26 protein-coding genes are annotated in these 23,799 nt (G+C 71.0%); 17 read left to right on the top strand and 9 right to left on the bottom strand.

The window, feature by feature from the left end; translation table 11 throughout:
- Positions 1 to 169 precede the first annotated feature (169 nt).
- Positions 170 to 652, top strand: a complete 483-nt coding sequence (locus Ato02nite_RS05730; protein ID WP_213005317.1) for a GNAT family N-acetyltransferase — start codon at positions 170 to 172, stop codon at positions 650 to 652.
- Positions 653 to 658: 6 nt separating this feature from the next.
- Here Ato02nite_RS05730 and Ato02nite_RS05725 read toward each other — a convergent pair whose 3' ends face one another.
- From Ato02nite_RS05725 to Ato02nite_RS05715, 3 genes are read right to left on the bottom strand one after another with little or no spacing between them, the layout of a single operon-like run.
- Positions 659 to 2,068, bottom strand: coding sequence for a hypothetical protein (locus Ato02nite_RS05725; protein ID WP_213005316.1), 1,410 nt, complete (start codon positions 2,066 to 2,068; stop codon positions 659 to 661).
- 19 nt (positions 2,069 to 2,087) lie between these two features.
- Positions 2,088 to 3,113 (bottom strand): hypothetical protein, encoded by a 1,026-nt coding sequence (locus Ato02nite_RS05720; RefSeq protein ID WP_213005315.1) that lies wholly within the window; start codon positions 3,111 to 3,113, stop codon positions 2,088 to 2,090.
- Positions 3,110 to 3,658, bottom strand: coding sequence for a hypothetical protein (locus Ato02nite_RS05715; RefSeq protein ID WP_213005314.1), 549 nt, complete (start codon positions 3,656 to 3,658; stop codon positions 3,110 to 3,112). Before Ato02nite_RS05715 ends, Ato02nite_RS05720 begins: the two co-directional genes overlap by 4 nt.
- A 152-nt stretch (positions 3,659 to 3,810) precedes the next feature.
- Between Ato02nite_RS05715 and Ato02nite_RS05710 the strand changes: the two genes are divergently transcribed.
- Positions 3,811 to 4,095, top strand: a complete 285-nt coding sequence (locus tag Ato02nite_RS05710; RefSeq protein WP_203802218.1) for a DUF427 domain-containing protein — start codon at positions 3,811 to 3,813, stop codon at positions 4,093 to 4,095.
- Between the two features lie 15 nt (positions 4,096 to 4,110).
- On the opposite strand, the gene Ato02nite_RS05705 is transcribed toward Ato02nite_RS05710, so the two are convergent.
- Together Ato02nite_RS05705 and Ato02nite_RS05700 are read right to left on the bottom strand one after the other, a co-directional pair.
- On the bottom strand, positions 4,111 to 4,500 hold the full coding sequence (locus tag Ato02nite_RS05705; protein WP_246606158.1) for a hypothetical protein: 390 nt from the start codon (positions 4,498 to 4,500) through the stop codon (positions 4,111 to 4,113).
- Positions 4,490 to 4,897: a YbaB/EbfC family nucleoid-associated protein gene (locus Ato02nite_RS05700; RefSeq protein ID WP_213005313.1), complete on the bottom strand. Its 408-nt coding sequence runs from the start codon at positions 4,895 to 4,897 to the stop codon at positions 4,490 to 4,492. The genes Ato02nite_RS05705 and Ato02nite_RS05700 overlap by 11 nt, the downstream gene beginning before the upstream one ends.
- A 172-nt stretch (positions 4,898 to 5,069) precedes the next feature.
- Between Ato02nite_RS05700 and fxsA the strand changes: the two genes are divergently transcribed.
- Both fxsA and Ato02nite_RS05690 read left to right on the top strand, forming a co-directional pair.
- The gene (gene fxsA, locus Ato02nite_RS05695) at positions 5,070 to 5,255 is read left to right on the top strand and encodes an FxSxx-COOH cyclophane-containing RiPP peptide (RefSeq protein WP_246606156.1); all 186 of its coding nucleotides are present in this window, start codon (positions 5,070 to 5,072) and stop codon (positions 5,253 to 5,255) included.
- 3 nt (positions 5,256 to 5,258) lie between these two features.
- Complete coding sequence (locus Ato02nite_RS05690) at positions 5,259 to 6,833, top strand: aKG-HExxH-type peptide beta-hydroxylase (RefSeq protein WP_213005312.1); 1,575 nt, start codon at positions 5,259 to 5,261, stop codon at positions 6,831 to 6,833.
- Between the two features lie 18 nt (positions 6,834 to 6,851).
- Here the strand turns inward: Ato02nite_RS05690 and fxsT are convergent, their stop codons facing one another.
- Positions 6,852 to 9,275: an FxSxx-COOH system tetratricopeptide repeat protein gene (gene fxsT, locus Ato02nite_RS05685; RefSeq protein ID WP_213005311.1), complete on the bottom strand. Its 2,424-nt coding sequence runs from the start codon at positions 9,273 to 9,275 to the stop codon at positions 6,852 to 6,854.
- Between the two features lie 73 nt (positions 9,276 to 9,348).
- Here fxsT and Ato02nite_RS05680 point away from each other — a divergent pair, with 73 nt between their 5' ends.
- Positions 9,349 to 9,666, top strand: coding sequence for an STAS domain-containing protein (locus Ato02nite_RS05680; protein ID WP_213005310.1), 318 nt, complete (start codon positions 9,349 to 9,351; stop codon positions 9,664 to 9,666).
- Here Ato02nite_RS05680 and Ato02nite_RS05675 read toward each other — a convergent pair.
- Positions 9,656 to 10,906 carry an MFS transporter gene (locus tag Ato02nite_RS05675; RefSeq protein WP_438873013.1) on the bottom strand — a complete coding sequence of 417 codons (1,251 nt, stop codon included), beginning with the start codon at positions 10,904 to 10,906 and terminating at the stop codon, positions 9,656 to 9,658. The two genes, Ato02nite_RS05680 and Ato02nite_RS05675, sit on opposite strands and share 11 nt — an antisense overlap.
- 113 nt (positions 10,907 to 11,019) lie before the next feature.
- Here Ato02nite_RS05675 and Ato02nite_RS05670 point away from each other — a divergent pair, with 113 nt between their 5' ends.
- The 9 genes from Ato02nite_RS05670 (at position 11,020) to Ato02nite_RS05630 (ending at position 19,960) form a co-directional block, all read left to right on the top strand.
- Positions 11,020 to 11,988, top strand: a complete 969-nt coding sequence (locus Ato02nite_RS05670; protein ID WP_246606153.1) for a GlxA family transcriptional regulator — start codon at positions 11,020 to 11,022, stop codon at positions 11,986 to 11,988.
- A gap of 66 nt (positions 11,989 to 12,054) precedes the next feature.
- Positions 12,055 to 13,719, top strand: a complete 1,665-nt coding sequence (locus Ato02nite_RS05665; RefSeq protein WP_213005307.1) for a GspE/PulE family protein — start codon at positions 12,055 to 12,057, stop codon at positions 13,717 to 13,719.
- 126 nt (positions 13,720 to 13,845) lie between these two features.
- Positions 13,846 to 14,985, top strand: a complete 1,140-nt coding sequence (locus Ato02nite_RS05660) for a type IV pilus twitching motility protein PilT (RefSeq protein ID WP_213005306.1) — start codon at positions 13,846 to 13,848, stop codon at positions 14,983 to 14,985.
- Positions 14,986 to 14,989: 4 nt separating this feature from the next.
- Positions 14,990 to 16,222, top strand: a complete 1,233-nt coding sequence (locus tag Ato02nite_RS05655) for a type II secretion system F family protein (protein WP_213005305.1) — start codon at positions 14,990 to 14,992, stop codon at positions 16,220 to 16,222.
- A 112-nt stretch (positions 16,223 to 16,334) separates the two neighbouring features.
- Complete coding sequence (locus tag Ato02nite_RS05650) at positions 16,335 to 16,796, top strand: type II secretion system protein (protein ID WP_213005304.1); 462 nt, start codon at positions 16,335 to 16,337, stop codon at positions 16,794 to 16,796.
- 73 nt (positions 16,797 to 16,869) lie between these two features.
- Complete coding sequence (locus tag Ato02nite_RS05645; RefSeq protein WP_213005303.1) at positions 16,870 to 17,658, top strand: prepilin peptidase; 789 nt, start codon at positions 16,870 to 16,872, stop codon at positions 17,656 to 17,658.
- Positions 17,659 to 17,676: 18 nt separating this feature from the next.
- Positions 17,677 to 18,702 carry a type IV pilus assembly protein PilM gene (gene pilM / locus Ato02nite_RS05640; RefSeq protein WP_213005302.1) on the top strand — a complete coding sequence of 342 codons (1,026 nt, stop codon included), beginning with the start codon at positions 17,677 to 17,679 and terminating at the stop codon, positions 18,700 to 18,702.
- Positions 18,702 to 19,391, top strand: a complete 690-nt coding sequence (locus Ato02nite_RS05635; RefSeq protein ID WP_213005301.1) for a PilN domain-containing protein — start codon at positions 18,702 to 18,704, stop codon at positions 19,389 to 19,391. The genes pilM and Ato02nite_RS05635 overlap by 1 nt, the downstream gene beginning before the upstream one ends.
- Positions 19,391 to 19,960: a type 4a pilus biogenesis protein PilO gene (locus tag Ato02nite_RS05630; protein WP_213005300.1), complete on the top strand. Its 570-nt coding sequence runs from the start codon at positions 19,391 to 19,393 to the stop codon at positions 19,958 to 19,960. Before Ato02nite_RS05635 ends, Ato02nite_RS05630 begins: the two co-directional genes overlap by 1 nt.
- Here the strand turns inward: Ato02nite_RS05630 and Ato02nite_RS05625 are convergent.
- Complete coding sequence (locus Ato02nite_RS05625; RefSeq protein WP_213005299.1) at positions 19,953 to 21,245, bottom strand: outer membrane protein assembly factor BamB family protein; 1,293 nt, start codon at positions 21,243 to 21,245, stop codon at positions 19,953 to 19,955. The two genes, Ato02nite_RS05630 and Ato02nite_RS05625, sit on opposite strands and share 8 nt — an antisense overlap.
- Before the next feature lie 26 nt (positions 21,246 to 21,271).
- Here Ato02nite_RS05625 and Ato02nite_RS05620 point away from each other — a divergent pair, with 26 nt between their 5' ends.
- Positions 21,272 to 21,925 (top strand): GntR family transcriptional regulator, encoded by a 654-nt coding sequence (locus Ato02nite_RS05620; RefSeq protein ID WP_213005298.1) that lies wholly within the window; start codon positions 21,272 to 21,274, stop codon positions 21,923 to 21,925.
- On the opposite strand, the gene Ato02nite_RS05615 is transcribed toward Ato02nite_RS05620, so the two are convergent.
- Positions 21,919 to 22,764 (bottom strand): LLM class flavin-dependent oxidoreductase, encoded by an 846-nt coding sequence (locus Ato02nite_RS05615; RefSeq protein ID WP_213005297.1) that lies wholly within the window; start codon positions 22,762 to 22,764, stop codon positions 21,919 to 21,921. The two genes, Ato02nite_RS05620 and Ato02nite_RS05615, sit on opposite strands and share 7 nt — an antisense overlap.
- Positions 22,765 to 22,920: 156 nt before the next feature.
- On the opposite strand from Ato02nite_RS05615, the gene Ato02nite_RS05610 reads away from it, so the two are divergent.
- Positions 22,921 to 23,310 (top strand): response regulator transcription factor, encoded by a 390-nt coding sequence (locus Ato02nite_RS05610; protein ID WP_213005296.1) that lies wholly within the window; start codon positions 22,921 to 22,923, stop codon positions 23,308 to 23,310.
- A gap of 13 nt (positions 23,311 to 23,323) precedes the next feature.
- On the top strand, positions 23,324 to 23,773 hold the full coding sequence (locus Ato02nite_RS05605) for a response regulator (protein ID WP_213005295.1): 450 nt from the start codon (positions 23,324 to 23,326) through the stop codon (positions 23,771 to 23,773).
- Positions 23,774 to 23,799: the final 26 nt, after the last annotated feature.

Raw genomic sequence — 23,799 nt, 5'->3', positions numbered from 1 at the left:
GCGGCCGACCGAGCTGTCGCCCGGGACTGTTCGTGCCGGCGGGTTGGGCGTGGCGAGCTCGGGCCAGGCCCGCCCGCAGCGGCGCGCGATCCCGTCTCCGGCCGCCGGGCGGGACCGGCGGCACGGTAATTCGGTTGCGTGGCGACCCGGGCGCGACAGCATGGCTCTCATGAGTCCTGTGGACAGCGGATGGCGCGAACTGGCAATCTCCCGCCGTGCCGAGGCGGCCGACGCCCCGGCGGTGGCCGACGTGATCATCCGGTCCCGTCGGGCCGCGGCCGGCGCGATTCCCGCCGCGGTCCACTCCGATGCCGAGGTGCACGAGTGGATCGGCGCCGTCGTCGTTCCCGACCGCGAGGTGTGGCTCACCGAGGATGCCGACGGCCGCCCGTTGGCGGCGCTGGTGCTGGACGACGACTGGATCGATCAGCTCTACGTCGAGCCCGCGGTCACCGGCCACGGATTGGGCTCGCAGCTCGTCGAACTGGCCAAATCGCGACGCCCCGGCGGACTCCAGCTGTGGACGTTCGCCACCAACACCGGCGCGCAGCGGTTCTACCGCCGGCACGGCTTCATCGAGGCCGAAACGACCGACGGCGCCGGCAACGAGGAGAAGGCGCCGGACATCCGCTTCGTCTGGGCCCCGGCGTAGCCCGGATCAGGGCTCCGCGTAGGGCTCCGGCGGGCCGCCGTGGGTCCAGGGTGTCTCGGTCGGGTCGGGGAAGGCCACACCCGGACGGTAGGCCTCGCTCAACGTCGTGAGCAGCAGCTTCTCGCCCACCAGGGGGACGGTTCCCGGGTCGGCCACCAGCTTGCGGCCCATCCCGCCGGACAGCTCCAGGAGGACGTCCCAGCCCGTCCCGGTCGGGGTGATGGAGATGACCTTGGCCTTCTGGGCGGGGCGGGCCGGTGAGGTCAGCGTCGCGCCCGCCTCGATGCGCAGCGTCTCGGTGGTGGCGACCATGATCCGCGGGCGCAGCACCGGCCGTTTGCCGGTGTCGTCGACCCGGTCCGGGTTGGCCAGCGTCACGACTCCACCGAAAGCCACCCCGGCCAGCCGATATTCGGCCATCACCAGGGGATCGTCGAAGGCGCGCTGGACGGCGTAGCGCGTGGCCGCGTTCTCCAGGCGCTGCAGGCGGGCGGCCGCGGCCACCGCGCCGTCGCGGCGGGGCTGGGGCAGGCCGCTCTCGGCGAGGTGCTCCACGAAGGACGAGTAGGAGTCGCGGTCGCCGTCCCAGCGCGTTGCCACCCGGTCGCCGGCCGGCAGGGTGCGCAGCAGCGCCAGGGTGCGCCACATCTGCTGCCAGGTCGGCAGCATCAGCTCACGCAACACCGAGGCGAGGGCCGGGTCGCCGTCGGCGATCAGCGGGGCGAGGACCCGGTTGTCGAAGTCCGGGTCGGTGGCCGGCCCGGCCACCGGGCCCGCCTCGGCCTCGCGGGCCGCCGCCGCACCGGACTCGATCCAGGCCAGCAGCGAACCGAGGTGCGCGTCCTCGGCGCCGCTCTGGCCGGTCGCCCAGTGCATCCCGAGTGCCTGCACCGCGTTGAGCAGCAGCGACGAGCCGGGCACCTCGGAGGCGCCGGCCAGGAAGGTCAGCCACTGACCGAGCAGCGGGACGGTCGGCGGCACGGGGTATTCGCCGTCCACCCGGCGGAAGCGGGTCGAGCGGCCGAACAGCCGCAGGAAGTCGACGCCACCGGTGTTCGGCACCCACACCTGCGGGGCGTCGACGAAGCGGTGCCGCACGTCCCGGCCCCGGTCGACCGGCACCGCTTCGGTGTCGCCGGCGAACGACGTCAGGTAGGGCACCAGCGCGGTCGCCAGACCGTCGGCGAAGGCGAACCGCTCGTCCCGGTTGCGCGGCTGAGCCACGACCAGCAGCCGGGGGTCGTCCGGCGTGGTGCCGACCATGGCGGCCAGTGGCGCGTTGGCCTCGCCCGCCATGGCCAGCGGGATCAGCACGAACGGGTGATCCTGCACGTGCAGGTGACGCACGGTGGCGATGGGCTGGGCCCGGCCGGCGGCGAACGCTTGCGCGCGAGCGAGCGCGACGAGCGTGCTCATCCGGTGAAGAGGGGCGTACTCAAGAAAGGGCCTCCTCGCGCAGGCGGGCCGCGGCGCGCAGCAACGCCGCCGCCTCCTCCTGCTCAGGGGTCGGCGAAGCCGCCCCGGTCGATAGGTCGAGCGCCAGCGAGACCGTCTCGACCCCGCCGAGCGATTCCCGCACCGACCGGCCGAGCGCCGCGGTCGACCCGGCCGCCTCGTCCCGGCAATAAACCGACATTTCGCAAGCCGAGAGACATTCAGGCACGTAACGAGCCGAGACCTCGGCGAGGGACGCGAGAAGTGACGAAACCGGCAGGGTCACGTCGAACGAAACCGACTCCGGCAGGGCCTCTACCAGCGACGACACCGAGGACAGGCGGGAAAGCTGGCGACGGAGGGTGGAGAGCTGCTTGCGGACGTCCAGGATCACGGCGACCGGCTCTAGCGAGAAATTCTCCGGGCAGACCAGCACCACCTCGTGGCTGACCCGGTCCTCGCCGAGCAGTTCCCGCAGGGCCAGGACATAGACCGCGGCCTGCACCGCCGCGGCTGAGACCTTGGCCGCGTCGGCCTGGCCGTCGACGACCGCGAACGACTTGATCTCGACGACCCGCAGCCGGCCCTCACTCTGGAAGGCGATCAGGTCGGGCTCGAGGAAGACAGTCTGGCCGGCCACCGAGAGGGTCAGCAGCGGATGGTCGATCAGCGCCGAGGTCGAGGACGCCAGCAGTGACCGCGTCCGGTCGTGCCGCGCGCCCAGCGTGTCGTCCGCGTCCTCACCGAGGTCCTGGTAGTCGACGACGCCGACGTCCAGCACCGAGCGCAGCATCGCGCAGCCGTCCGCCTTGAGCATCGCCTCGAACGCGTTTCCCCGGGCCAGCGCGAACCGCGACTGGCCGAAACTGCCCGGGAAGCCGATCCGCTCGGCCAGCTTGACCTTGTCGATCCCGGCCGCGTCGAGCACCGACCGGCGGGCGCAGCCGGGGTTGCCGGTCAGCGCAGCGATGGTCCGCGCGTTGTGTCGTTTCGCCTTGGCCGGGCCGCGTAACCGATCCAGTTTCACCCATGTCCTCGCTGGTGGGGCACGCTCGGCAGGCCGAACAGCTGGTGCCGCGGATCGAGCGCGGCGGCCCGCGCCACCGCGTCTTCCCGGGCCGGGACCTCGGCCGCGAGCTGGGCGGCCAGCCGCGGCGACGCCAGCGCGGCACGCGCCGCGTCAGCAAGATCAACTGCTTCGACCCCATCCGGTACGCGGTGAGCCAGCTCCCGCAGCAACCGGGTGGCGGCCCGCCCCGGCCGGAGCGCCACGAACTCGGCCACCCGGATGATCATGGTCAGCTCGTCGGCCTGCCGCCGCGCGGGGGTGACGATGCGCCGCTCGATCGGCCACTCGGCCAGCGCGAGCAGGCCGGGGGCCGCGGTCAGGTCGGGTCGCAACGCCGCGCACAGGCCGGGCACCCGGCCGGCCAGGTCGGCCATCGAGAGGTCGCCGTCGAAGATGGCCGCGTGCACGTCCACCACGAGCCGGGCGCCGGCGGGCGCGCCGATCAGGAGCAGCGCGTGTCGGGCCTGCTCACCGGTGCTCGGTAGCGTGCTCAGATGGTTCACCGGGCCGCTCTCGGTCGGGGGGTCTGGCGGATCGACTCTAGATCTTCTTACACTCACGCGGCAATAGGGGGACGATCGCCACGTTTCACCCACTATAGCGATTAAGGTTCGCATATCGGACGTCGGGCGCGGCGCGCGCTACGTTCGACGGTATGCCGAAGGCCATCTGGAACGACGAAGTTATCGCCGAGAGCGACGACACCGTGATTGTCGAGGGCAACTACTACTTCCCCCGCACATCGGTGCGCGAGGAAGTGCTGGTTCCCTCCGAGACTCACTCCGTCTGCCCCTGGAAGGGCAAGGCGTCCTACTACACACTGTCGTCGAACGGGCACACCGCTCCGGACGCGGTCTGGTTCTACCCGGAGCCCAAGCCGGACGCCAAGGCCGTACGAGACCGGGTTGCCTTCCGCAAGGACGTCCGAGTAGAAGCCTGACCATGTGAGGCCCGCTCACGCGATGCGCGGGTGGGCCTCCTCGATCGCGGACACCTCGAGGTAATCGAGCATGTCCCCCTGCTCCGCCGGGTCGAGCGCGCCGAACGCCTCGTAGGCCGACGCCCGGGAGTGCTCCGTCTCGGCCGCCAGCAGCGCGATGATCGCCGACCAGGCCAGCGAGACCCGGTCGAAGAGCCGCGCCTGCCGCAGGGACGTCAACCGGCTCAGCATCGCCACCTTGGTCGCCGCGTCGTCGTCGTGGGCGATCCGGTCGGAGAGCTCGAACAGTGCCTTCCCCCGATAGGGATGCTCCGCCTCGATCATCCGCGCCAGCTCGGCGTTGCTCATCCGATCGACCGCCGGAGCCGGGCCGCGCTTGGGCAGCTGGGGGAATTCAGCGGGCACGACTGTCCCTTCCGCTCTCGTAACCGTTGCCGGGCGACTGCTGCGGCAGGGTGGGCACGTTCTGGAAGCTGGGGAACGGCATCACCGGCATGGCCGGCTCGTCGGCCGCACCGGCCCGCGCGAGCGCGTCGAGCACCAGCCGGCCCGCCTCGGTGTCGGCCCCGACCGTTTCGTCGACCGCCGCCTCCACCTGCTCGGCCAGCGCCACGTGGGCACGGCGCATGGTCCGCAGGATCTCGTCCGAGAGCGTGGCGCCGCTCAGTCGCTGTACGCGGTCGTCGAGCCGCAGGCCGGTGACGACACCGGACCCGGTCACGGTCACCGTGACCACGCCGTCGTCACCGGTCGCGGACGCGCTGAGCGCCGCGAGCCGATCCGCGAGAGTTCCACCCGGCACAGTTTTGTCCTCCGTTGCCGACTTTCGGGCTGTGGCGTCCTATGAGATCACGGGTGTGCAACGACGGCATCCGCACCCGCCCGTACAACGCCCGGGCACCACCCGCCCCGGCGACCACCGTAACCTTCAGGCAATACATTGATTGTCACCGGCAACGGGGAGAGAGGGTGTCGTGGACCGGACCGCCGAGGACGGCGCCGACGAATGGCGATCGCCGATGGTCGACGTCTCCGGCATGTCTCTCGACGAGCTGGCCGCCCAGGAGGGTGACTCCGCGCTGGCCCACGCGTTGCGCCGGCTCTCCGACGAGCAGACCGACCCCGGCGAGCCGATCGCCGGCTTCAACTCAGCGTTGTAACAGTTGAAGTCCTTTCGGCTGACCGACCGGGCCTTCGCCGAACTGGCGGCCGGTCGCCCGTCCGCGGACACCGTCGGCGTCCTGCGCCGGGCGCAGGCCAGCCGCCACCTCCTCCTGCTCGGCGAGATCCGCCGGCTGGGCGGCCCGATTCCCGAGCCGATCGAGCGGTACGACCCGATGGCCGCGCTGCACACGTCGGTGACGCTGGCCGCGCTGCGGGCGGGCACCGCTCCCCCGCCGCCCCGCGTCGCCGCCCGGCACGACCTGAGCATCACCCACGCCGGACTGACCCTGCGGGTGCGCCTCGAGGACACCGACCCGCTCCGCTCCCGGCTGGGGCTGACGCCTTCCCGACAGCTGACACCGGACCAGGTGGCCACCTGGCGGGAACTGCTCACCGCCGGGTGGCGTCTGCTGACCACCCGGCACCGCCCGGCCGCCGAGATCCTGGCCGCGGTGCTGTCGGTGATCGTCCCGGTGGAGGCCGATCCGGGTTCCGGCGGTCTGAGCGCCACCTCGGCCCACGCCTTCGGCGCGGTGGCCATCTCCACCCCGGGTGATCCGCGCGCGTTCGCGGTCGGCCTCCTGCACGAGTGCCAGCACAGCCTGCTGAACGCCACGAACACCCTGTTCGACCTGGTCGACCCGGGTGGGCCGAGGGTGTGCTCGCCGTGGCGGGAGGACCCGCGCCCGCTCGCCGGCCTGCTGCACGGCGCCTACGCCTACCAGTCGGTGACCCGCTTCTGGCGCACCGAGGCCGCGGTCCGGATCCCGGCCCAGCGACAGGGCCGAACGGCCCTGACACCCCGCTCGGCCCCGACCGACAATTCTCTTGCCCACCTTCCCGTCGCCGAGCCGCCCGCACTCCATGAGGCGGGACCGCGCGGGACGGCGACGGGAAGTGCTGGGCCGGCGGGGCTTGGGGGGCGCCTTGCCGAATTCGAGTTCGCCCGCTGGCGGGCCGCCGTGGCCGGGGCGGCCGAGACGCTGCTGGCCAGCGGGCACCTGACACTGGCCGGCGAGCGGTTCGTGCAGGTCATGCACGACGAGGTGGGTGGGTGGCAGGGAGACGCCGTCGACTCGCGGGTGGCCCGGCTGGCCGACGGGGCCAACGCCGAGCATCGGGCCCGGTGGCGGCTGCGCAATCTCGCCGTCCCCGATGACGTGGTGGCCGAGCTGGTTGCGGCCTGGCGGCGCGGTGAGCCCGCACCCGCCGTGCCCGAGGCGCAACTCCGGCGGTATGACGGACGCCGCCTGGAGAACAGCGTGCGGCTCGCGCTCGTGCACCGGTTACTGCGCGACGGTGACCACCCGGGCCGGGCCGGAAGCGGCCTACGGCCTGGGGATGACGCCTACCTGGACGGAGAGGCAGGGACGGCTTACGCCGCGTACGTCGAAGACTTGGGGGTTGGGCCTGGGGATCTTGATCGTTGGGCCGGGCTCGCCGTGGTCGCGCCGCATCGGGCCTTGTACGAGCAGCCCGAACTCGTCCGAGCCGTGTGGCTCTCGGCGGACGAAGCAGGACTGGACACCGTGACCGAGTGGCTGAGTCGATCCCTCATGCCCTCCCGCGCCTGACCGCGAACGTCCCGGCGGCTATAGCGGCGGGAGGTCCACGTCGGTCTCCAGGCGCTCGCCGGCCGCGACCCGGGCCAGCGTCGGGTGCCCCTCGCCGTAGGCCTTGACCAGCGCCACCGTCGCCTGGTGCCGGGCCTCCTCGTCGCCGCCGTCCAGCACCGCGTTCCAGCCGCAGGCCAGCGTGTCGGGATGCTCGGCCCCACGGACCAGCTGGGACCGCTGCCAGGTGTCCGCGGCGATCTGCTGTGCCTCCTGCCGCTCGCCCAGCCCGAACAGGTCGGTCGCATAGCCGTTGGCGCAGGCCAGCGTGAACGGATGGTCGGAGCCGACACTGCGCCGCAGGCCGCCGAGGGCCTCTTGGTCGATCCGGCGGGCCTCGGCGTGCCGGCCGGTCGCCCGCACCACCCCGGCCAGCCCGGCCGAGGCGGTCAGCGTGAACGGATGATCGTCGCCGAGCACCGAGTGATAGCGGATCACCGCGCGTTCGAGCAGCTCGTGGGCCCGGTCGAGGTCACCGCCGGCCCGGGCCGCGTTGGCCAGCGTCACCACCGCGGCGAGCGTCTCCACGTGCAGGTCGCCGAAGCGGCGGCGGGTCAGCGTCGCGGTGGTCTCGGCGAGGCCGAGCCCGTCGGCCAGCCCGCGCCGGCGGGCCGCCATGGCCGCGACCCGGCTCGCCCACAGCGCGAACGGGTGATCGTCGGGCACCGCGTCGCCGCGCACGGCGGCCAGCGTCTCGGTGGCGCCGGCGTAGTCGCCCAGGCCGAACAGGTCGAACGCGAGCCCGGCCCGGGACGACAGGATCTCCGGGTGGCCGTCGGCGAGGATCGCCTGGCGTTGCCGCAGGGTCTGGTCGTCGATCGTGCGGGCGCCGCGGAAGTCGCCGAGCAGGCGCAGGTCGGCGGCGAGGTTGTTGGCGCAGCGCAGCGCGGTCGGGAAGCCCTCGCCGAACAGCCGCCGGTAGCGCACCAGGTTGTCGCCGTCGAGCTGGCGGGCCTGCTCGAAGTGGCCACGGATGCGCAGGTCGGCGCCGACGCTGTTGGCGGTGGCCAGGGTGGTCTCGTCGTCGCCGCCCAGCACCTCGCGCTGGGCCCGCAGGGTCTGCTCGTTGAGCACCCGCGCCTCGGCCGTGCGGCCCACCGCCCGCAGCGCGTTGGCCAGGTGGAACGAGGCCAGCAGGGTCTGCTCGTCGTGCTCGCCGAGGGTCTCCCGCCAGCGGGCCACCGCGGCGGCGGCGAGGGCGCGGCTGGAGTCGTAGTCGCCGCCGGCGTAGTGGTAGCGGACCGCGTTGATCACCAGTTGGCGAATCTCCTCGGTGCCGGCGCCGAGCACGTCCGAGTGGATCAGGTGCGGGGTCAGCTCCGCGTACCGCGGGTGGCCGGTCGGGTCGTCCGGGTCGCCGGGGTCGGCCGCGGCCAGCATGCCCCGGACCGTGGCCAGCAGGGTGCCGTGCTGCTCGGAGCTGAGGCCCTGGCCGAGCATGCCGCGCACCAGCGGGTGCACGATCAGGTGCTCGCCGGGCGGGTCGAGCTCGGCCAGGCCGTACCGCCCGATCAGGCGCAGCGCGGTCTTGAGCCGCCGCTCGATGCCGACCGTGGCGGCCAGGTCGGCCGGCAGCGGCAGCATCCGGGCACCCCAGAGCAACCGCCACGAGACCGGCGCGCTGCCCAGGAAGGCGCAGAGTTCGAGCAGTCGGTAGGCGGCCGGGGCGTGCTCGCGCAGCGCGTCGGCGGCCAGTCCCCAGGACACCCGGATCGGGCTGGGGAAGGCCAGCTCCTCGGCGAGAACGTCGTACCGCTCCAGGTAGTCGGCGACCGGCCAGCCGGTCGCCGCGCGGACCGCGGCGGAGAGTTCCAGGGCCATCGGGACATCGGCGAGGCGGTCCGCCAGCCGCTCGGCGTCGGCGACGGCCAGATCGGGGGTACGCCGTTTGAGCAGATCGATGCTGTCCGCGCGGTCGAACACGCCGACCGGCACCGACTGCGCCACCTCGGCCGGCCAGCGCGGGTTGCGGCTGGTGATCAGCACGTGCCCGGCCCCGGAGGGCAGATAAGACTTGATCTCCTCGGGCCGGTTGGCGTCCTCGAAGACCACCAGCCAGTTCCGGAACGGCTCGCCCCGGCTCAGCGCGTCGCGCACCGCGGCCAGCGTGCGGTTCATGTCGCCGGTCTCGGCCAGGCCGAGGCGCTGGGCCAGGCCGATCAGCGCGGACCGGGTGCCCGCGGACTGCTCCGCGGGGATCCACCACACCAGATCGTACGTTTCGGCGTAGCGGTAGACATATTCCACCGCCAATTGGGTACGTCCAGTGCCGCCCAGTGGGTGTTCCTCACCGGGCAGCAGGACGACAGGTCCGGTCGCCAGCCGGCCCCGCAATCGGGCCAGCAGATCCTCGCGACCCACGAAACGGGGGTTACGCGGCGGCAGACCGCCCAGGATCGGCACACCACGCTCCTCACGTGTTTGGTGATGCCGATTACCGTACGTGGAACCATGACGACTGTGGAAGAAGGACCCGTTGCCTGACGAGATCGTGACGAATCTCGACCGTGACGCGGAGACCACCACCGTGGCCCTCCAGGGCGAGGTCGACGTGCTCACCGTGGACCAGGTTCGGGTGGCTCTGGAGGAGGCACTGGCCGTCCGACCTCGGCAGATCGTGGTCGACCTGCGGGAGCTCACCTTCATCGACTCGACCGGCCTCGGCGCGCTGATCTTCGGATTTCAGCGCGCCCGGGACGCCGGCATCCGATTCCGGCTGGCCCACCCGAATCGCACCGTTCACCAGATTCTCATGCTGAGCGGCCTGCTCGAGGTCGTCGAAGTCACGCTTTAGATACCGCCGGCGCCAGTCCGATGCCGGGCGCGATCGGCTTGAGCCGCTTGCCGGCGAAGAGCATCAGGCTCAGCAGGCTGGCCAGGATCGCCAGTGCCCCGGCGCCGTACCACGCCGCGTTGTAGGTGCCGAGCTGGTCGCGGAGCAGGCCGGCGGCGCTGGCCGCGACGGCCGCGCCGAACTGGTGCGAGGCGAAGACCCAGCCGAAGACGATCGGCCCGGAGGCGCCGAAGTACTCCCGGCACAGGGTGACCGTGGGCGGCACGGTGGCCACCCAGTCGAGGCCGTAGAACAGGATGAACACCACGATGCTGGGGTGCGCGGTGGCGGCGAACAGCGACGGCAGGACCAGCAGCGACAGCCCGCGGCCGAAGTAGTAGACGCCGAGCAGCACCCGGCTGTCGACCCGGTCGGTGAGCCAGCCGGAGATGATCGTGCCGGCGATGTCGAACAGCCCGACCAGGGCGAGCAGCCCGGCCGCGGTGGTCTCGGCCATCCCGTGGTCGTGCGCGGCCGGGATGAAGTGGGTGCCGACCAGGCCGTTCGTGGTGGCACCGCAGATCGCGAAGCCACCCGCGAGCAGCCAGAACGGCCGGGTCTTCGCGGCCTGCCCGAGCGCGCGCAACGCGGTGCGGGCGGCGCCGGCCGGGGCGATCGGCTTCGGTTCCTCATACTCGCCGCCGAAGGCGCCGAGGCCCAGCTCGGCCGGGTGGTCGCGCAGGCGCCACCAGACCAGGGGCACGACTAGCAGCGCCACCCCGGACACGGTCAGCGCCGCGACCCGCCAGCCCTGGCTCTCGGTGAGCCGGGCCAGGACCGGCAGGAAGACCAGGTTGCCGGCCGCGCCGCCGGCCGTGAGCACGCCGGTGACCAGGCCGCGGTGCTTGACGAACCAGCGGTTGGTGATGACGGCCACGAAGCCGAGCGCCATCGAGCCGGTGCCGAGCCCGACCAGCACCCCCCAGCAGAGGATGAGCTGCCAGCTGGAGTGCATGAAGACGGTCAGGCCGGAGCCGGCCGACACCAGCACGAGCGCCGCCATGATCACCCGGCGGATGCCGAACTTCTCCATCAGCGCGGCCGCGAACGGAGCGGTCAGGCCGTAGAGCAGCAGGTTCACCGAGACGGCGGCCGAGATCGTGCCGAGCGACCAGCCGAACTCGTCGTGCAACGGGCGGATCATGACGGACGGGGTGGCGCGGAAACCCGCCGCGCCGACCAGGGCGACAAAGGCGATCACGGCGACGAACCAGGCCGGATGAATTCGGTACGACTTCTGCACGCTCTCGATCCTGGTTGGTTTCGGCCGCTCGAACGAGTGGCCGGAAGGCCATCATGCGCAAGAATTGGGCCATGGCGCATTTGGTGGCAGAGCTGGCCCTGGACGGCATCGTCGCACTCGACCTGGGAACCCCGCCGCAGGTTTTCCACGCGGCCCGCCGCTCCGATCGCGAGCGGCTCTACACCGTGCGCGTCTGCGGCACCGGCCCGGTGCGCAGCACGGCCGGCTTCACCGTCGTGCCCGACTACGGTCTCGAGCAGCTGGCGGTCGCCGACACGGTGATCGTCCCGGGCATCGGCCGGGGCGGCCCGGTCACCGACGGCACCCTCGATCCCGCGGTGAAGGACGCGCTGCGCGCCGCCCACGAGCGGGGCGCCCGGATCGTCTCGATCTGCACCGGCGCCTCGGTGCTGGCCGCGGCCGGGCTGCTCGACGGCCGCACCGCCGCCACCCACTGGGCCTGGGCCGACCGCATCCCGCCGCTCTACCCCCGGGTCGACTGGAACTTCGACGTCCTGTTCGTCGACGACGTCGACGTCCTCACCTCGGCCGGAGTGGGCGCCGGCATCGACCTCTGCCTGCACATCGTGCGCAACGACCACGGCACCGAGGTCGCCAACCGGGCCGCCCGCCGGTGCGTGGTGCCGCCGTTCCGCGAGGGCGGCCAGGCTCAGTACATCGAGCGGCCGGTGCCGCCCGCTGCGGGCATCGGCACCGAGCCGACCCGGAACTGGGCGCTCGACCGACTCGCCGACCCGGTCAGCCTGGAGGACATGGCGGCGCACGCCCGGATGAGCGTGCGCACGTTCACCCGGCGGTTCCGGGAGGAGACCGGGGTGAGCCCGCGGCAGTGGCTGCTGCGGCAGCGGGTGGCCCACGCTCAGCTTCTGCTCGAGTCGACCGATCTGGGTATCGAGACGGTTGCCCGCCGCTCCGGCCTGGGCAGCGGCACGGCCCTGCGCCAGCACATGCAGGCGTCGATCGGAGTGGCGCCCAGCGCGTACCGGAAGACGTTCCGCCCGGTGCAATCTGCGTCATAGTGACTCAGTAATGCGCCTCCGCGTCCGATGCGAGAGACAAGACCGAATTGTCTCCCTGAGGATGTAATGGATCAGACGTTCCGGCCGCTGCTCGACGCGCTCAAGCAGATCGGTGTCGATGCACAGGCCGTGGACGCGGCTGCCCAGGAGGCGCAGCGCAGCGGGCGCTCGGTCCGGGCCGTCCTGATCAACGATCAGGTCGTCACCGAGGAACAGCTCACCACGGCGGCCGCGGCCGCGTTCGGGATCAACACGGTCGACCTGGTCGGCTTCACGCCCGACCCGCAGGCCCTCAAGCGCATCCCGCTGTCGGTGGTGCTGCGGCACCGGGTGCTCGGCCTGTCGATGAACGACGGCGAACTGGTCGTCGGCGTCACCGACCCGGGTGACGTGGTCGCGCTGGACGATGTCCGGGCGGCCACCGGCATGATCATTCGCCCGGTGGTGGTGGCCCGCTCCGAGGTCCGCCGGATCATCGAGAAGCTCCAGCGCGAGTCCAGCGACCTGGCCGACATCGCCGACGACGAAGAGGACCAGGTCGGGATGGCCGCCCAGGCGGCCGGCGTGGACGACGCGCCGATCGTCCGGTACGTGAACAACCTGATCGAGCAGGCGGTCATGAACCGCGCCTCCGACCTGCACCTCGAGCCGACCGAGGACGAGATGCGGGTCCGCTACCGGATCGACGGCGTGCTGCACGAGGTGGACATCGTGCCGCGCGGCGTGATGGCCGCCCTGATCTCCCGCATCAAGATCATGTCGGGCGTCGACATCACCGAGCGGCGGGTGCCGCAGAACGGCCGGATCACCGCGCTGATCCGCGAGCGGCCGGTCGACCTGCGCACCGCCACGCTGCCCACGGTGTGGGGCGAGAAGATCGTCCTGCGGGTGCTCGACACCGGCGGCATCGACCTGGACATGAACAAGCTGGGCTTCACCGAGCACAACCTCAGTCGCTTCGCCGAGTCGTTCAGCAAACCGCACGGCATGGTGCTGGTCACCGGGCCGACCGGTTCCGGCAAGTCGACCACGCTGTACGCGACGCTGGGCCGGATCAGCAAGCCGGAGATCAACGTCATCACGGTCGAGGACCCGGTCGAGTACCGCCTGCGCGGGGTCAACCAGGTGCAGGTGAACGCGAAGGCCGGCCTGACCTTCGCGGCCGTGCTGCCGGCCATCCTGCGGTCCGACCCGGACGTGGTGCTGATCGGTGAGATCCGGGACAGCCACACCGCGCAGATCGCGGTCGAGGCCTCGCTCACCGGTCACCTCGTGCTCTCCACCCTGCACACCAACGACGCGCCCGGCGCGGTCACCCGGCTCACCGAGATGGGCATCGAGCCGTTCCTGGTCGGGTCGTCGCTGGACTGCGTGCTCGCCCAGCGGCTCTCCCGGCGGCTCTGCGACTGGTGCAAGGAGGCGTACACGCCGACCGAGGAGGAGCTGGTCGGGGCCCGGTGGCCGTTCGAGGACCTGGTCGTGCCGGAGGCGCTGTACCGGCCGAAGGGCTGCCGCAACTGCGCCAACACCGGGTACCGCGGCCGGATCGCGATCCACGAGGTCATGCCGATCTCGCCGGAGATCGAGTCGCTGACCATCCGGCGCGCGTCCTCCAACGAGATCCGCGAGGTCGCCCTCGACCAGGGCATGTACGACCTGCGAGCGGACGGCCTGGCCAAGGCGGCCGGCGGCCTCACCTCGGTGCGCGAGGTCTCCCGGGTCGCCATCTAGGAAAAAACGCGCAGTCTACCCAGCCGTGGTGGGCTTCGCCCGATTCTTGCGAAATGCCTGCTAAAGCGGCCCGGCCCGGTGCCGAATTTAGGTGGCATCACGAAAAGCCAACAGATTGCCGGTGCGATGTACACGACCGACCAACCGGCGCCGCAGCAGCAGGCGGCGCCACCGGCGCCGCCCGCCTCCTCGTCGGGCGATCTGGCCGTGCTCAACCAGATGCTGGTGACTCTGGTCGAGTCGAAGGGCTCCGACCTGCACCTGACCGTCGGCACCCCGCCGATGATCCGGGTGCACGGCTCGCTGCGCCCACTGCCCGGTTACGGCAACCTCAACTCGTCGGACACCGCCCTGCTGGCCCGCGCGGCCATCACGGCCGAGCAGTGGCAGACCTTCCAGAACAAGCAGGAGCTCGACTTCGCGCACAGCATCGTGGGCGTCTCCCGCTTCCGCGGCAACCTCTACGTGCAGCGCAACTCGTGCGGGGCGGTCTTCCGGGCCATCCCGCACGAGATCAAGCCGCTGGACGAACTGGGCATGCCCGACTCGGTGACCCGCTTCGCCCACCTGCCCCGTGGCCTCGTGCTGGTCACCGGCCCCACCGGCTCCGGCAAGACCACCACGCTCGCCTCGGTCCTGGACCTCGCCAACCGCAGCCGCGCCGCGCACATCATCACCATCGAGGACCCCATCGAGTTCCTCCACCCGCACAAGCGCAGCGTGGTGAACCAGCGCGAGGTGGGCTCGGACACCGAGGACTTCGCCAGCGCGCTCAAGCACGCGCTGCGGCAGGACCCGGACATCATCCTGGTCGGTGAGCTGCGTGACCTGGAGACCACGTCGACCGCGCTGACCGCGGCCGAGACCGGTCACCTGGTGCTGGCCACCCTGCACACGCAGAGCGCCACCCAGACCATCGACCGGGTCATCGACATCTTCCCCCCGCACCAGCAGCTCCAGATCCGGGCCCAGCTGGCCGCGTCCCTGCAGGGCGTGGTCACCCAGGCCCTGGCACCGAAGGCGGACGGCAAGGGGCGGGTGGTGATCGCCGAGATCCTCACCGCGACCCCGGCCATCCGCAGCCTGATCCGCGAGGGCAAATCGCACCAGATCCCCTCGTTCATGCAGGCCGGCGGGAGCGAGGGAATGCTCGCCTTCGACCAGCACCTGGCCGAGAAGGTGCGGGAGGGCGTGGTGACCCTGCAGGTCGCCCTCGAGCTCTGTCATTCGCAGGAGGAACTCAAGCGACTCATCGGCCGGATGTGATGGCATGCCCTCGACCAAGACCTTCCACTACAACAGCATCGACGCCACCGGACGCAAGTCGAAGGGCACCGTCGAGGCACCGAACGAGGCCGCGGCGACACAGGCGCTGCGACAGCGCGGCGAGGTGCCGCTCGAGGTCACGGAGGCCGGTCAGGGCCTGAACCGGGATCTGAAGATCCCGGGACTGGGCGGCCGGACCAGCCTCAAGGACCTGGCGGTCTTCGCCCGCCAGTTCGCCACGATGACCGCGTCCGGCATGTCGCTGCTGCGATCGCTGGCGATCCTCGAGGACCAGACCTCGTCGCCCCCGCTGAAGAAGGCGCTCAGCGATGTCCGCAGCGACGTGTCCGGCGGTGTCTCGCTGTCCGCCTCGATGGGCAAGCACGAGAAGGTCTTCCCGCGCCTGATGATCGCGATGATCCGGGCCGGCGAGACCGGCGGCATGATCGACCGCGCGCTGGAGCAGATCGCGGACAGCCTGGAGAAGGACACCGCCCTCCGCGGCAAGATCAAGGGTGCGCTGACCTACCCGGCGATCGTGCTGTCCTTCACGTTCGTCCTGATCGCGGCCGTTCTGATCTTCATCGTCCCGATCTTCGAGGCGATGTTCAAAAGCCTCGGCGGCGAGCTGCCGGCGATCACCCAGTTCCTGGTGGACGCGAGCCACAACATGTGGTGGATCGGGCCGCTGATCGTCATCCTGCTCGTCGGCGGGACGGCCGGCTACAAGCACCAGGCGCGCAGCAGCGCCGAGTTCCGGCTGGCGGTGGACAAGCTGAAGGTGCGGGCGCCGGTCTTCGGATCGCTCTTCCAGAAGCTCGCGATGAGTCGTTTCTCCCGCAACCTGGGCCTACTGCTCAACGTCGGCGTGCCGGTGATGCAGGCGCTGGCCGTGGTCGGCGAGACGACCGGCAACGAGGTCATCAACGTCGCCATGAAGGACATCCAGGGTGCCGTACGGGACGGCCAGCCCATGTCCTCCGCCATGCGACATCACAAGATCTTCCCCGCGATGGTCACGCAGATGGTCGAGGTCGGGGAGGAAAGCGGTCAGATCAGTCAGATGCTCGACAAAGTCGCCGATTTCTACGACAGGGAAGTCGACAGCGCCGCCGAATCCCTGACCGCATCCATCGAACCGATCATGGTGCTCGTGATGGGCGCCGTGGTCGGCGGAATGGTGGTCTGTCTGTACCTCCCGATGTTCACGATTTACCAGAACATCCAGAGCAACTGAGCCTCAAGTTTTGCTGCGAACGGCCGATTTTGCGGCTGCCCGGGTGCGTAAGTCCCGGCGGCACCATCCCTGACCCCTTCCCCGCACCATCCTCAGCCATGGAGGCACCCCCATGACCGACATCATCAACCGGCTCCGCACCAAGAAGGGCGACGAGGGCTTCACCCTCATCGAGCTCTTGGTCGTCGTGGTCATCATCGGCGTACTCGTCGCGATCGCCGTCCCGGTCTACCTGAACTACCGCAAGGGCGCGGCCGACAAGTCGGCACAGTCGGACGTTCGCGGCGCCATCAGCGCGATCGAGCAGTACTACACCGACAACGGCAACACGTACCCGGCGAACGCCACCACCCTGGTCAGCCAGTCCACGTCGCCGGTGGCGATCGGTAACCAGAAGATCACGCTGTCGGACAAGACCACCTTCACCTACCTGCTCGACACCAGCGGCACCTCGTACGTGGTCTGCGCGACCAACGGCGGCGGCAGCGGCAAGGTCTACATCTACAACAGCCTCAACGGCGGCTCGGTCAAGACCTCCACCGCCGGCACCCCCTCCGTGGCCACCTGCACCTGATCCACCCATCGGGTCGCGCCCCCAGGGCGCAATCCGGACACCACCACCCGCACCCGGCCGAGGAGGACGGACAATGCCGCAGACCCTGCTGCTCAGCATCGTCGGCCTCCTCGGCCTCGCGGTGGGTTCGTTCGTGAACGTCGTGATCTATCGGGTGCCGCGCAACGAGTCGCTGGTCCAGCCCGGGTCGCACTGCCCGCACTGCGGCAGCGCGGTCCGCAACCGGCACAACGTCCCGGTGCTCGGGTGGCTGGTGCTGCGCGGCCGGTGCGCCGACTGCGCCGCGCCGATCAGCGCCCGCTACCCACTGGTGGAGGCCGGCACCGCCGCCCTGTTCGTGGCGGTCGCCGCGAAGTTCGGCTGGTCGTGGGAACTGCCCGCCTACCTCTACCTGGCCGCCGTGTCGATCGCCCTGGCCGCGATCGACATCGACCTGATGCGACTGCCCGACAAGATCGTGCTGCCGTCCTACGCGGTGGCCCCGCTCCTGCTGCTGCCGGCGGTCATCGCCGAGCACAGCTGGGACGCGGCGGTCCGCGGCCTGATCGCGGCGGTCCTGCTCTACGCCGGTTACTGGATCCTCGCCGTGCTCCCCAAGGGCATGGGCGGCGGCGACGTCAAACTCGCCCCGCTGCTCGGGCTCTACCTGGGCTGGCTGGGCTGGAGCTCGGTGGTCGTGGGCGCGTTCGCCGGCTTCCTGCTCGGCGGCGTCGCCGGTGTCCTGCTGATGGCCGCGAAGCTGGCCACCCGCAGGAGCCGCATCCCGTTCGGCCCGTACATGCTCGCGGGCGCCTTCCTCGCGGTCTTCGCGGCCGCGCCGATCGCGGACTGGTACGCGAATCTCCTTCTCCCCACCGCCTGAGCACTCGAAGGGATCCCCATGGCAGGCGCCATACCGATCGGGCTGGACATCGGCTCGTCCACGATCCGTGCCGTGGAGGCCCGCCGGACCAAGGAGGGCTACGCACTGGCCAACTTCGGCCAGATCGCCCTGGCGCCGGGCACCGTCACCGGCGGCGTCGTCCAGGACCCGGTCGCCGTCACCACCGCGCTGCGGCAGCTCTGGACCACCCACAAGTTCGGCACCAAGCACGTCAGCATCGGGGTGACCCACCCGCAGCTGGTGGTGCGCGAGATGTCGGTGGCCAACCTGCCGGCCAAGGAGCTGCACCAGGCACTGCCGTTCCAGGTCAAGGACGCCCTGCCGCTGGCGGTGGAGAAGGCGGTGCTGGACTTCTACCCGCTCGAGGAGCCGGGCAGCAACCCGACCGTACGCGGCCTGCTCATCGCCACGCCCAAGGACGCCGTGCTGGCCGCGGTGGACGCGGCGCAGAAGGCCGGCCTGACCGTGGACGGGGTCGACCTGGCCACGTTCGCCCTGCTGCGGGCCGCCTCCCGGCTGGACACCCAGGTCGAGGCGATCGTGGACATCGGGGCCGACGTGACCAGTGTGGTCGTGCACGCGGACGGTGAACCGCTGATCGTGCGGACCGTCCCCCGCGGCGGCCAGGAGATCACCGCCTCGATGGCCACCCGGCTCGGCATCTCGGCGCAGGAGGCCGAGATGGTCAAGTGCCGCTTCGGCCTGCACGGCGACGGCAACCCGGTCACCGTGGAGGCGGCCGCCGAGGCGGTCCGCCCGATCGCCAGCGAGCTGCGCAGCTCGTTCACCTACCTGGCGTCCGGCGAGCGGGCCAAGCAGGTCACCCGGCTCGCGCTCTGCGGTGGCAGCGCGCTGATGCCCGGCCTCGCCGAGCACCTGCAGCAGCAGCTGGGCATCACCGTGATGTACGCCGACGGCGCGAGCCGGTTGCGGGACACGCGCAAGGGCCGCGAGAACGGCTTCGACAGCTTCGTACCGTCGGCGGCCGTGTCGATCGGCCTGACCCTGGGAGCGGCAGCCTGATGAGCACCACCACCACGGCCCTGATGCCGCTCGACGCGGCCGTCTCCCCCGAGCAGGCGCTGCGGATCCTGCCGATCCGCGCCAGACTGCTGCCCGACGAGATCCTCTCCGGGCGCAACGCCCGCCGCACCCGGTTCCTGCTGATCGGCGCGGTCGTGCTGGTCGTCCTCGTGATGGGCGGCTGGTACCTGCTGGCCGACAAGGAACGCGACCTGGCCGCGAGCGACCTGGCCTCGGTGACCGGCCAGGTGGACGACGCCCGCAAGGCGGCGCGCACCTACGACGAGGTCACCGACGTGATCAACGAGCGGGACCAGATCGTCGCCGACCTCAAGGTGGCGACGGCCAAGGACCTGCCCTGGTACACCCTGTTCGACGCGATGCGCAGCGCCGCGTCCAAGAAGGGCGGAACGCTCACCGACGTGGCCGCCACCCTCACCGAGGACACCGCGGGCAGTACCGCCACCAGCGACACCGTCGGCACCCTGCAGATCAGCGGCACCGCCAAGGACAAGGCCACCGTCGCGAACGTCGTCGACGCGCTGGCCGGCGTCAAGGGGGTCGACAACGTCTACCTCACCGCCACGACCGCTGAGGACGACAGCACCTGGACCTTCACCCTGACCGCCGCCGTCGCCAAGGACTACCTCTGCGGCCGGTTCAGCACGACGACCTGCGGGAGCAAATGATGGGTGGCACGCAGAACAGCAACCGGCTGTGGCTGCTCGGCGGGGTGGCGGCGGTGGTCATCATCGTTGCGGCCACCTTCCTGCTGGCCATCAAGCCGGTCTACGCGGAGAAGTCCGACCTGCTGGGCCAGGCCGACGACCAGGATGTGCAGCTGGTCGTGCTCCGACACGACCTGAACGAACTCAAGGCGAAGGACGCGAAGCTCGCTACCTACCAGGCCCAGTTGACCGCCAAAGAAGCCGCCCTGCCGGAGAAGTACGACATGACCGGCTACCTGCGCCTGCTCCAGACCTCGGAGAGCGCGGTAACGATCAAGATCGACTCGGTCGGGATCAGTGCCCCCCAGGCGGTCACCGGGACGGCCGGGGTCTACTCGGTGCCGATCGGTTTGAGCGTGAAGGGCACCGCGGCCAACATCTCCAAGGTGCTCAAGCGGCTCCAGACCGTGCAGAGCCGGGCCGTCCTGATCACCTCGGTCTCGGTGACCGGGAGCGACGACGCGGCCACGGCCAGCATCGTGCTCAGCGCGTTCTGCCGCAAGAGTGACGCCTGTCAGGTCGCTAGTTGACCTGCCAGACCGCGGTGTCGCCGCGCAGCGTCGGGCAGACCAGGTAGTCGCCGCCGGCCTGGCAGCGGAACCAGGCCGCGTCGACCATCGAACCGACCGTCCGCAGGTCACCGGTGGCCGGGTCGGGCACGGTCACGAAGGTGCGACTGCCGTCGGTGCGCAGGATCAGGTCGCCCAGCTGCCGGCTCTGCCCGAGCGGGCGCAGTACCCGGCCGCTGGCGGCGTCCAGCAGGGCGGCCCGGGCGTCCTCCTGGTTGTCGTACGCGAACAGCCGGTGCCCGTCGTACCGGTAGGCGACGCCCCAGGCCGTCTGCTCCCAGCGCACCGCGCCGCCGGCCGGGTCGACCCCGGTCACCCAGCGGGTGTCGGCGACGCACAGCACCGGCCCGCAGTCGGTGACCGTGCCGGTCGGGCCGCCCTCGGCCCGCCACAGCTCGGCCAGCGGCCGCACCGAGTACGCGGCCAGCGAGGCCCGCCCGAGCACCCGCCGGGACAGGTAGAGCCGGTCGCCGACCACGCTCACCGACGTGAAGTTGGCCGGCACCGAGCGGTCGGTAGTGGTCTGCAGGTTCAGGTCGAGGACGCCGTCGGCGAGCACCGACCCGTCGGTGTAGGACAGCACCACCACCGAGCCGGTGGCACCGACCGCCACGATCATCGACGAGCGGCCCTCGTACATGTCGTCGGGGCCGAGGAAACCGGCCGGGTCGACCTCGCGGCTCCAGCGTTCCTGGCCGGTCCGCGAGTCGTTCAGGGTCAGCCGGGCCACCTCGCCGAACCCGGTCTGGGTGAGAAGTCCCCCGCGGGACAGGGAGATCACCAGAGTGTCACCGGCCGGCCGGGTCCAGAGCTCCCGGCCGGAGCGGGCGTCCAGCGCGGTCAGCGAGTCACCGTCCCCGGCCGCCAGGACCAGCACCACCCCGGCCACCTCGTCCACCCACAGGTTCTGCACGCTGAGCTCGGAGGGGGTGGTCCAGTCCCGGGTCCCGGCGGGCAGCGCGTACCGGCGTACCTCTTTGGGGGTGGCCAGGAAGAGTGACCCGGCACCCAGCTCGGCCGAGGTGACCGGCTCGTCCACCGACAGCACGGGCGTCAACCCGCGCCGGGCCGGCGCGGCGCCGCCCAGCGCGAGCAGCACCGCGACGAGCGCCACCAGAAGTAGCGCCGGGCGCACCCGCGCCCGCGCCGAGGCGGGGTCCGGCGCCGGCGACGGACGATCGAGATCGATGAGGGGTACGCCGGCCACCATGGGTTCAGCATGCCCGGCGAGTACTCGCGTCGGCATCTGGTCACCGTGAGTACTCTGCCCATATGTCTTACGCGGTCCCACCGACCCGCACCGCAGCCGTGGTCCGGCAGCTACGCAACGAGATAGTCACCGGCGAGCTGCCACCCGGCACGTTGATCAAAGATGCCGAGCTGGCGTCCCGGCTCGGTGTCAGCATCACGCCCATTCGCGAGGCCATCGCCCAGCTCTCGGTCGAAGGCCTCATCGACATCGCCCCCAACCGCACCCGGCACGTCACCCAGGTGACCCAGAAGAACGCACTCGAGCTGATCGACGTGATGAGCGTGCTCGCCTGCGCCGGTTTCGAGTGGGGGGTCGACAACCTCACCGACACCCACCTCGACCTGATGCGCCGGCGACAGAAGGAGTTCACCGAGGCCCTGCGGCTGGGCAACGTGCTCGCGGCCGGCGCGGCCGGCGCCGACTTCAGCTCGATCGTGATCCTGGCCAGCGGCAACCGCGAGCTGCAGTCCATGGTGGATCTTGTGGTCGCCCGCACCATGCGGATTCTCGCGATGACCGCCGAGAGCGGCCTGTGGAACGTGTGGATCCAGGGGCACGACGAGATCATCGCGCTGCTCGAGGGCGGCGACACGCGGGCCGCCCTGGCTCGGTACCGGCAGATCTACGTCGACTACCGGGACCGGGTGGAGCGGGAGCTCTTCGAGGATCAGTAAGCGGCCAGGATCGCGGGGATCGCGTCGATCACCGGGAGCCGGACGGCGTATCGGGTGATTCCCCACCGTCGCTCGATCTCCCGCAGCTGCGCGACGATCTCGTCCCGGGTGCCGGCGAAGGCGTAGGGCGCCGCCACCAGGTCGGCCTCGTCCTCGCCCCACTCCTTCGCCCACTCGGCATACGTCCGACCGGCGTCGTCGGTGATCTCGAAGCGCTGCACCAGCGCCTCGGTCGGCGTGTCGCCGCACAACTCCACCTGCGCGTCGACCTGACCGGCGGACCAGCGGGTCTCGTGGCTGTGCCCGTCCTCGAGGGTGCGGCCCAAGCCGGACAGGCCGATCAGGTCGGCGTGCCCGGCCGCCCAGCGCAGCAGCCGGCTGTTGCCGCCGCCGATCAGCAACGGCACCGGCTCCTGGACCGGGCGCGGTTTGTCCAGACCGTCGCCGGCCAGGATCGCCCTGGTCCGCTCGGCGACCTCGATGCAGTGGTCGACCCGGCCACGCACGCCGGGCCGGACCTTGCCGACCGCCGCCCACTCGGCCGGAGTGTGCCCGGCGCCGAGGCCGAGAACGGCTCGGCCGCCGGACACCACGTCGAGGGTGGCCACATCGGTGGCGAGCAGGATCGGTTCGCGGACGCCCGCGTTCGACACGTATGACCCCAGGCGCAGCCGGGTGGTGACCGCGGCCGCCGCGGCCAGCGCCACGAACGGTGCCGCGCAGGAACCCGGATGGTCCGCGACGTAGAGCGAGTCGAATCCGATCTGCTCGGCCCGGCGGGCGATGTCGAGCCACCCGGCGGCGTCGGTCGGCTGCGCCTGCAGCGAGAAGGTCACCATCGCTCGATCCTCACCGATGCGCTCGGTTGTGCCCAGTTCTTCTGCCATCGGCAGACGCCGCTCCCGGGATGCAACCGGAATCTCGTTCAGGGTCACCCCGCCGCGGACGATCAGGCCGGTCGCAGAGCCGGAAGCCGGTCGCAGAGGGAGCGCCGCATGAACCAGAACCTGATCCTGATAGCCGAGGACGACACCGACGTCCGCGACATGCTCGCCTTCACCCTGGAGTCCGCGGGTTACCGGACGGTCGCGGCGAAGGACGGCAACACGGCGGCCCGGATTCTCACCGTGGCCAAGCCGGTCGGCCTGATCACCGACGTCCGGATGCCGGCGCTCAACGGCATCGAGCTCTGCCAGCTCGCCCGCCGCAACCCGGCCAACCGGGACACCGCGATCTTGATGATCTCGTCGAACACGCACGCCTACGACGTCGACGCCGGGCTCGGCGCCGGCGCGGACCGCTACCTGCCGAAGCCGCTCTCCCCGCGGCTGCTGGTCGCCGAACTGCAAGACCTCATCACCAACCGGCACCCGTCCATCCGCTAGGAGGTTCACCCAGATGATCATCACCGAGCCGCGCCCCGACGAGTTCATCCAGGCGCTCACCTCGCCGCCGATCTCGGCGCCGATCAGCTCCACGATCCTGATCGCCGACGACGATGACGACATCCGTGACGTCATCGCCTTCAAACTCCAGGTGGCCGGCTTCCGGACGCTGAGTGCCGACAACGGGCAGTCCGCGCTGAACCTGGCGGTGGAGAGCCGCCCGCGCCTGATCGTCCTGGACGTGAGCATGCCGCAGATGGACGGCCTCAGCGTCTGCTACGAGCTGCACGCCCGGCCGGAGACCGCGCAGATCCCGGTGTTGATGATCAGCGGCAACAACCGGCCGGCCGACATCGACCGGGGCTTCGCCATCGGCGCCGACGACTACCTGCCGAAGCCGTTCAGCCAGGTGGAGATGCTGCGCCGAGTCAACTGGCTGCTCCTGGCCACCGCCCAACACTGACATTAAGGTCGCCGGTGCGGGCTGCC

The organism is Paractinoplanes toevensis (assembly GCF_018332695.1).
In the GTDB taxonomy this organism is placed as follows: Bacteria; Actinomycetota; Actinomycetes; order Mycobacteriales; family Micromonosporaceae; genus Actinoplanes; species Actinoplanes toevensis.
This window is presented reverse-complemented; position numbering and strand designations above follow the sequence as displayed.

Bases quoted from the DNA above. Each gene is read 5' to 3' on its own strand.
- Ato02nite_RS05730 (WP_213005317.1), top strand. From the start codon at position 170: ATGAGTCCTGTGGACAGCGGATGGCGCGAACTGGCAATCTCCCGCCGT.
- Ato02nite_RS05725 (WP_213005316.1), bottom strand. From the start codon at position 2,068: ATGAGCACGCTCGTCGCGCTCGCTCGCGCGCAAGCGTTCGCCGCCGGC.
- Ato02nite_RS05710 (WP_203802218.1), top strand. From the start codon at position 3,811: ATGCCGAAGGCCATCTGGAACGACGAAGTTATCGCCGAGAGCGACGAC.
- Ato02nite_RS05670 (WP_246606153.1), top strand. From the start codon at position 11,020: ATGGCGCATTTGGTGGCAGAGCTGGCCCTGGACGGCATCGTCGCACTC.
- Ato02nite_RS05665 (WP_213005307.1), top strand. From the start codon at position 12,055: ATGGATCAGACGTTCCGGCCGCTGCTCGACGCGCTCAAGCAGATCGGT.
- Ato02nite_RS05660 (WP_213005306.1), top strand. From the start codon at position 13,846: ATGTACACGACCGACCAACCGGCGCCGCAGCAGCAGGCGGCGCCACCG.
- Ato02nite_RS05655 (WP_213005305.1), top strand. From the start codon at position 14,990: ATGCCCTCGACCAAGACCTTCCACTACAACAGCATCGACGCCACCGGA.
- Ato02nite_RS05650 (WP_213005304.1), top strand. From the start codon at position 16,335: ATGACCGACATCATCAACCGGCTCCGCACCAAGAAGGGCGACGAGGGC.
- Ato02nite_RS05645 (WP_213005303.1), top strand. From the start codon at position 16,870: ATGCCGCAGACCCTGCTGCTCAGCATCGTCGGCCTCCTCGGCCTCGCG.
- pilM (WP_213005302.1), top strand. From the start codon at position 17,677: ATGGCAGGCGCCATACCGATCGGGCTGGACATCGGCTCGTCCACGATC.
- Ato02nite_RS05635 (WP_213005301.1), top strand. From the start codon at position 18,702: ATGAGCACCACCACCACGGCCCTGATGCCGCTCGACGCGGCCGTCTCC.
- Ato02nite_RS05630 (WP_213005300.1), top strand. From the start codon at position 19,391: ATGGGTGGCACGCAGAACAGCAACCGGCTGTGGCTGCTCGGCGGGGTG.
- Ato02nite_RS05625 (WP_213005299.1), bottom strand. From the start codon at position 21,245: ATGCCGACGCGAGTACTCGCCGGGCATGCTGAACCCATGGTGGCCGGC.
- Ato02nite_RS05620 (WP_213005298.1), top strand. From the start codon at position 21,272: ATGTCTTACGCGGTCCCACCGACCCGCACCGCAGCCGTGGTCCGGCAG.
- Ato02nite_RS05615 (WP_213005297.1), bottom strand. From the start codon at position 22,764: ATGGTGACCTTCTCGCTGCAGGCGCAGCCGACCGACGCCGCCGGGTGG.
- Ato02nite_RS05610 (WP_213005296.1), top strand. From the start codon at position 22,921: ATGAACCAGAACCTGATCCTGATAGCCGAGGACGACACCGACGTCCGC.
- Ato02nite_RS05605 (WP_213005295.1), top strand. From the start codon at position 23,324: ATGATCATCACCGAGCCGCGCCCCGACGAGTTCATCCAGGCGCTCACC.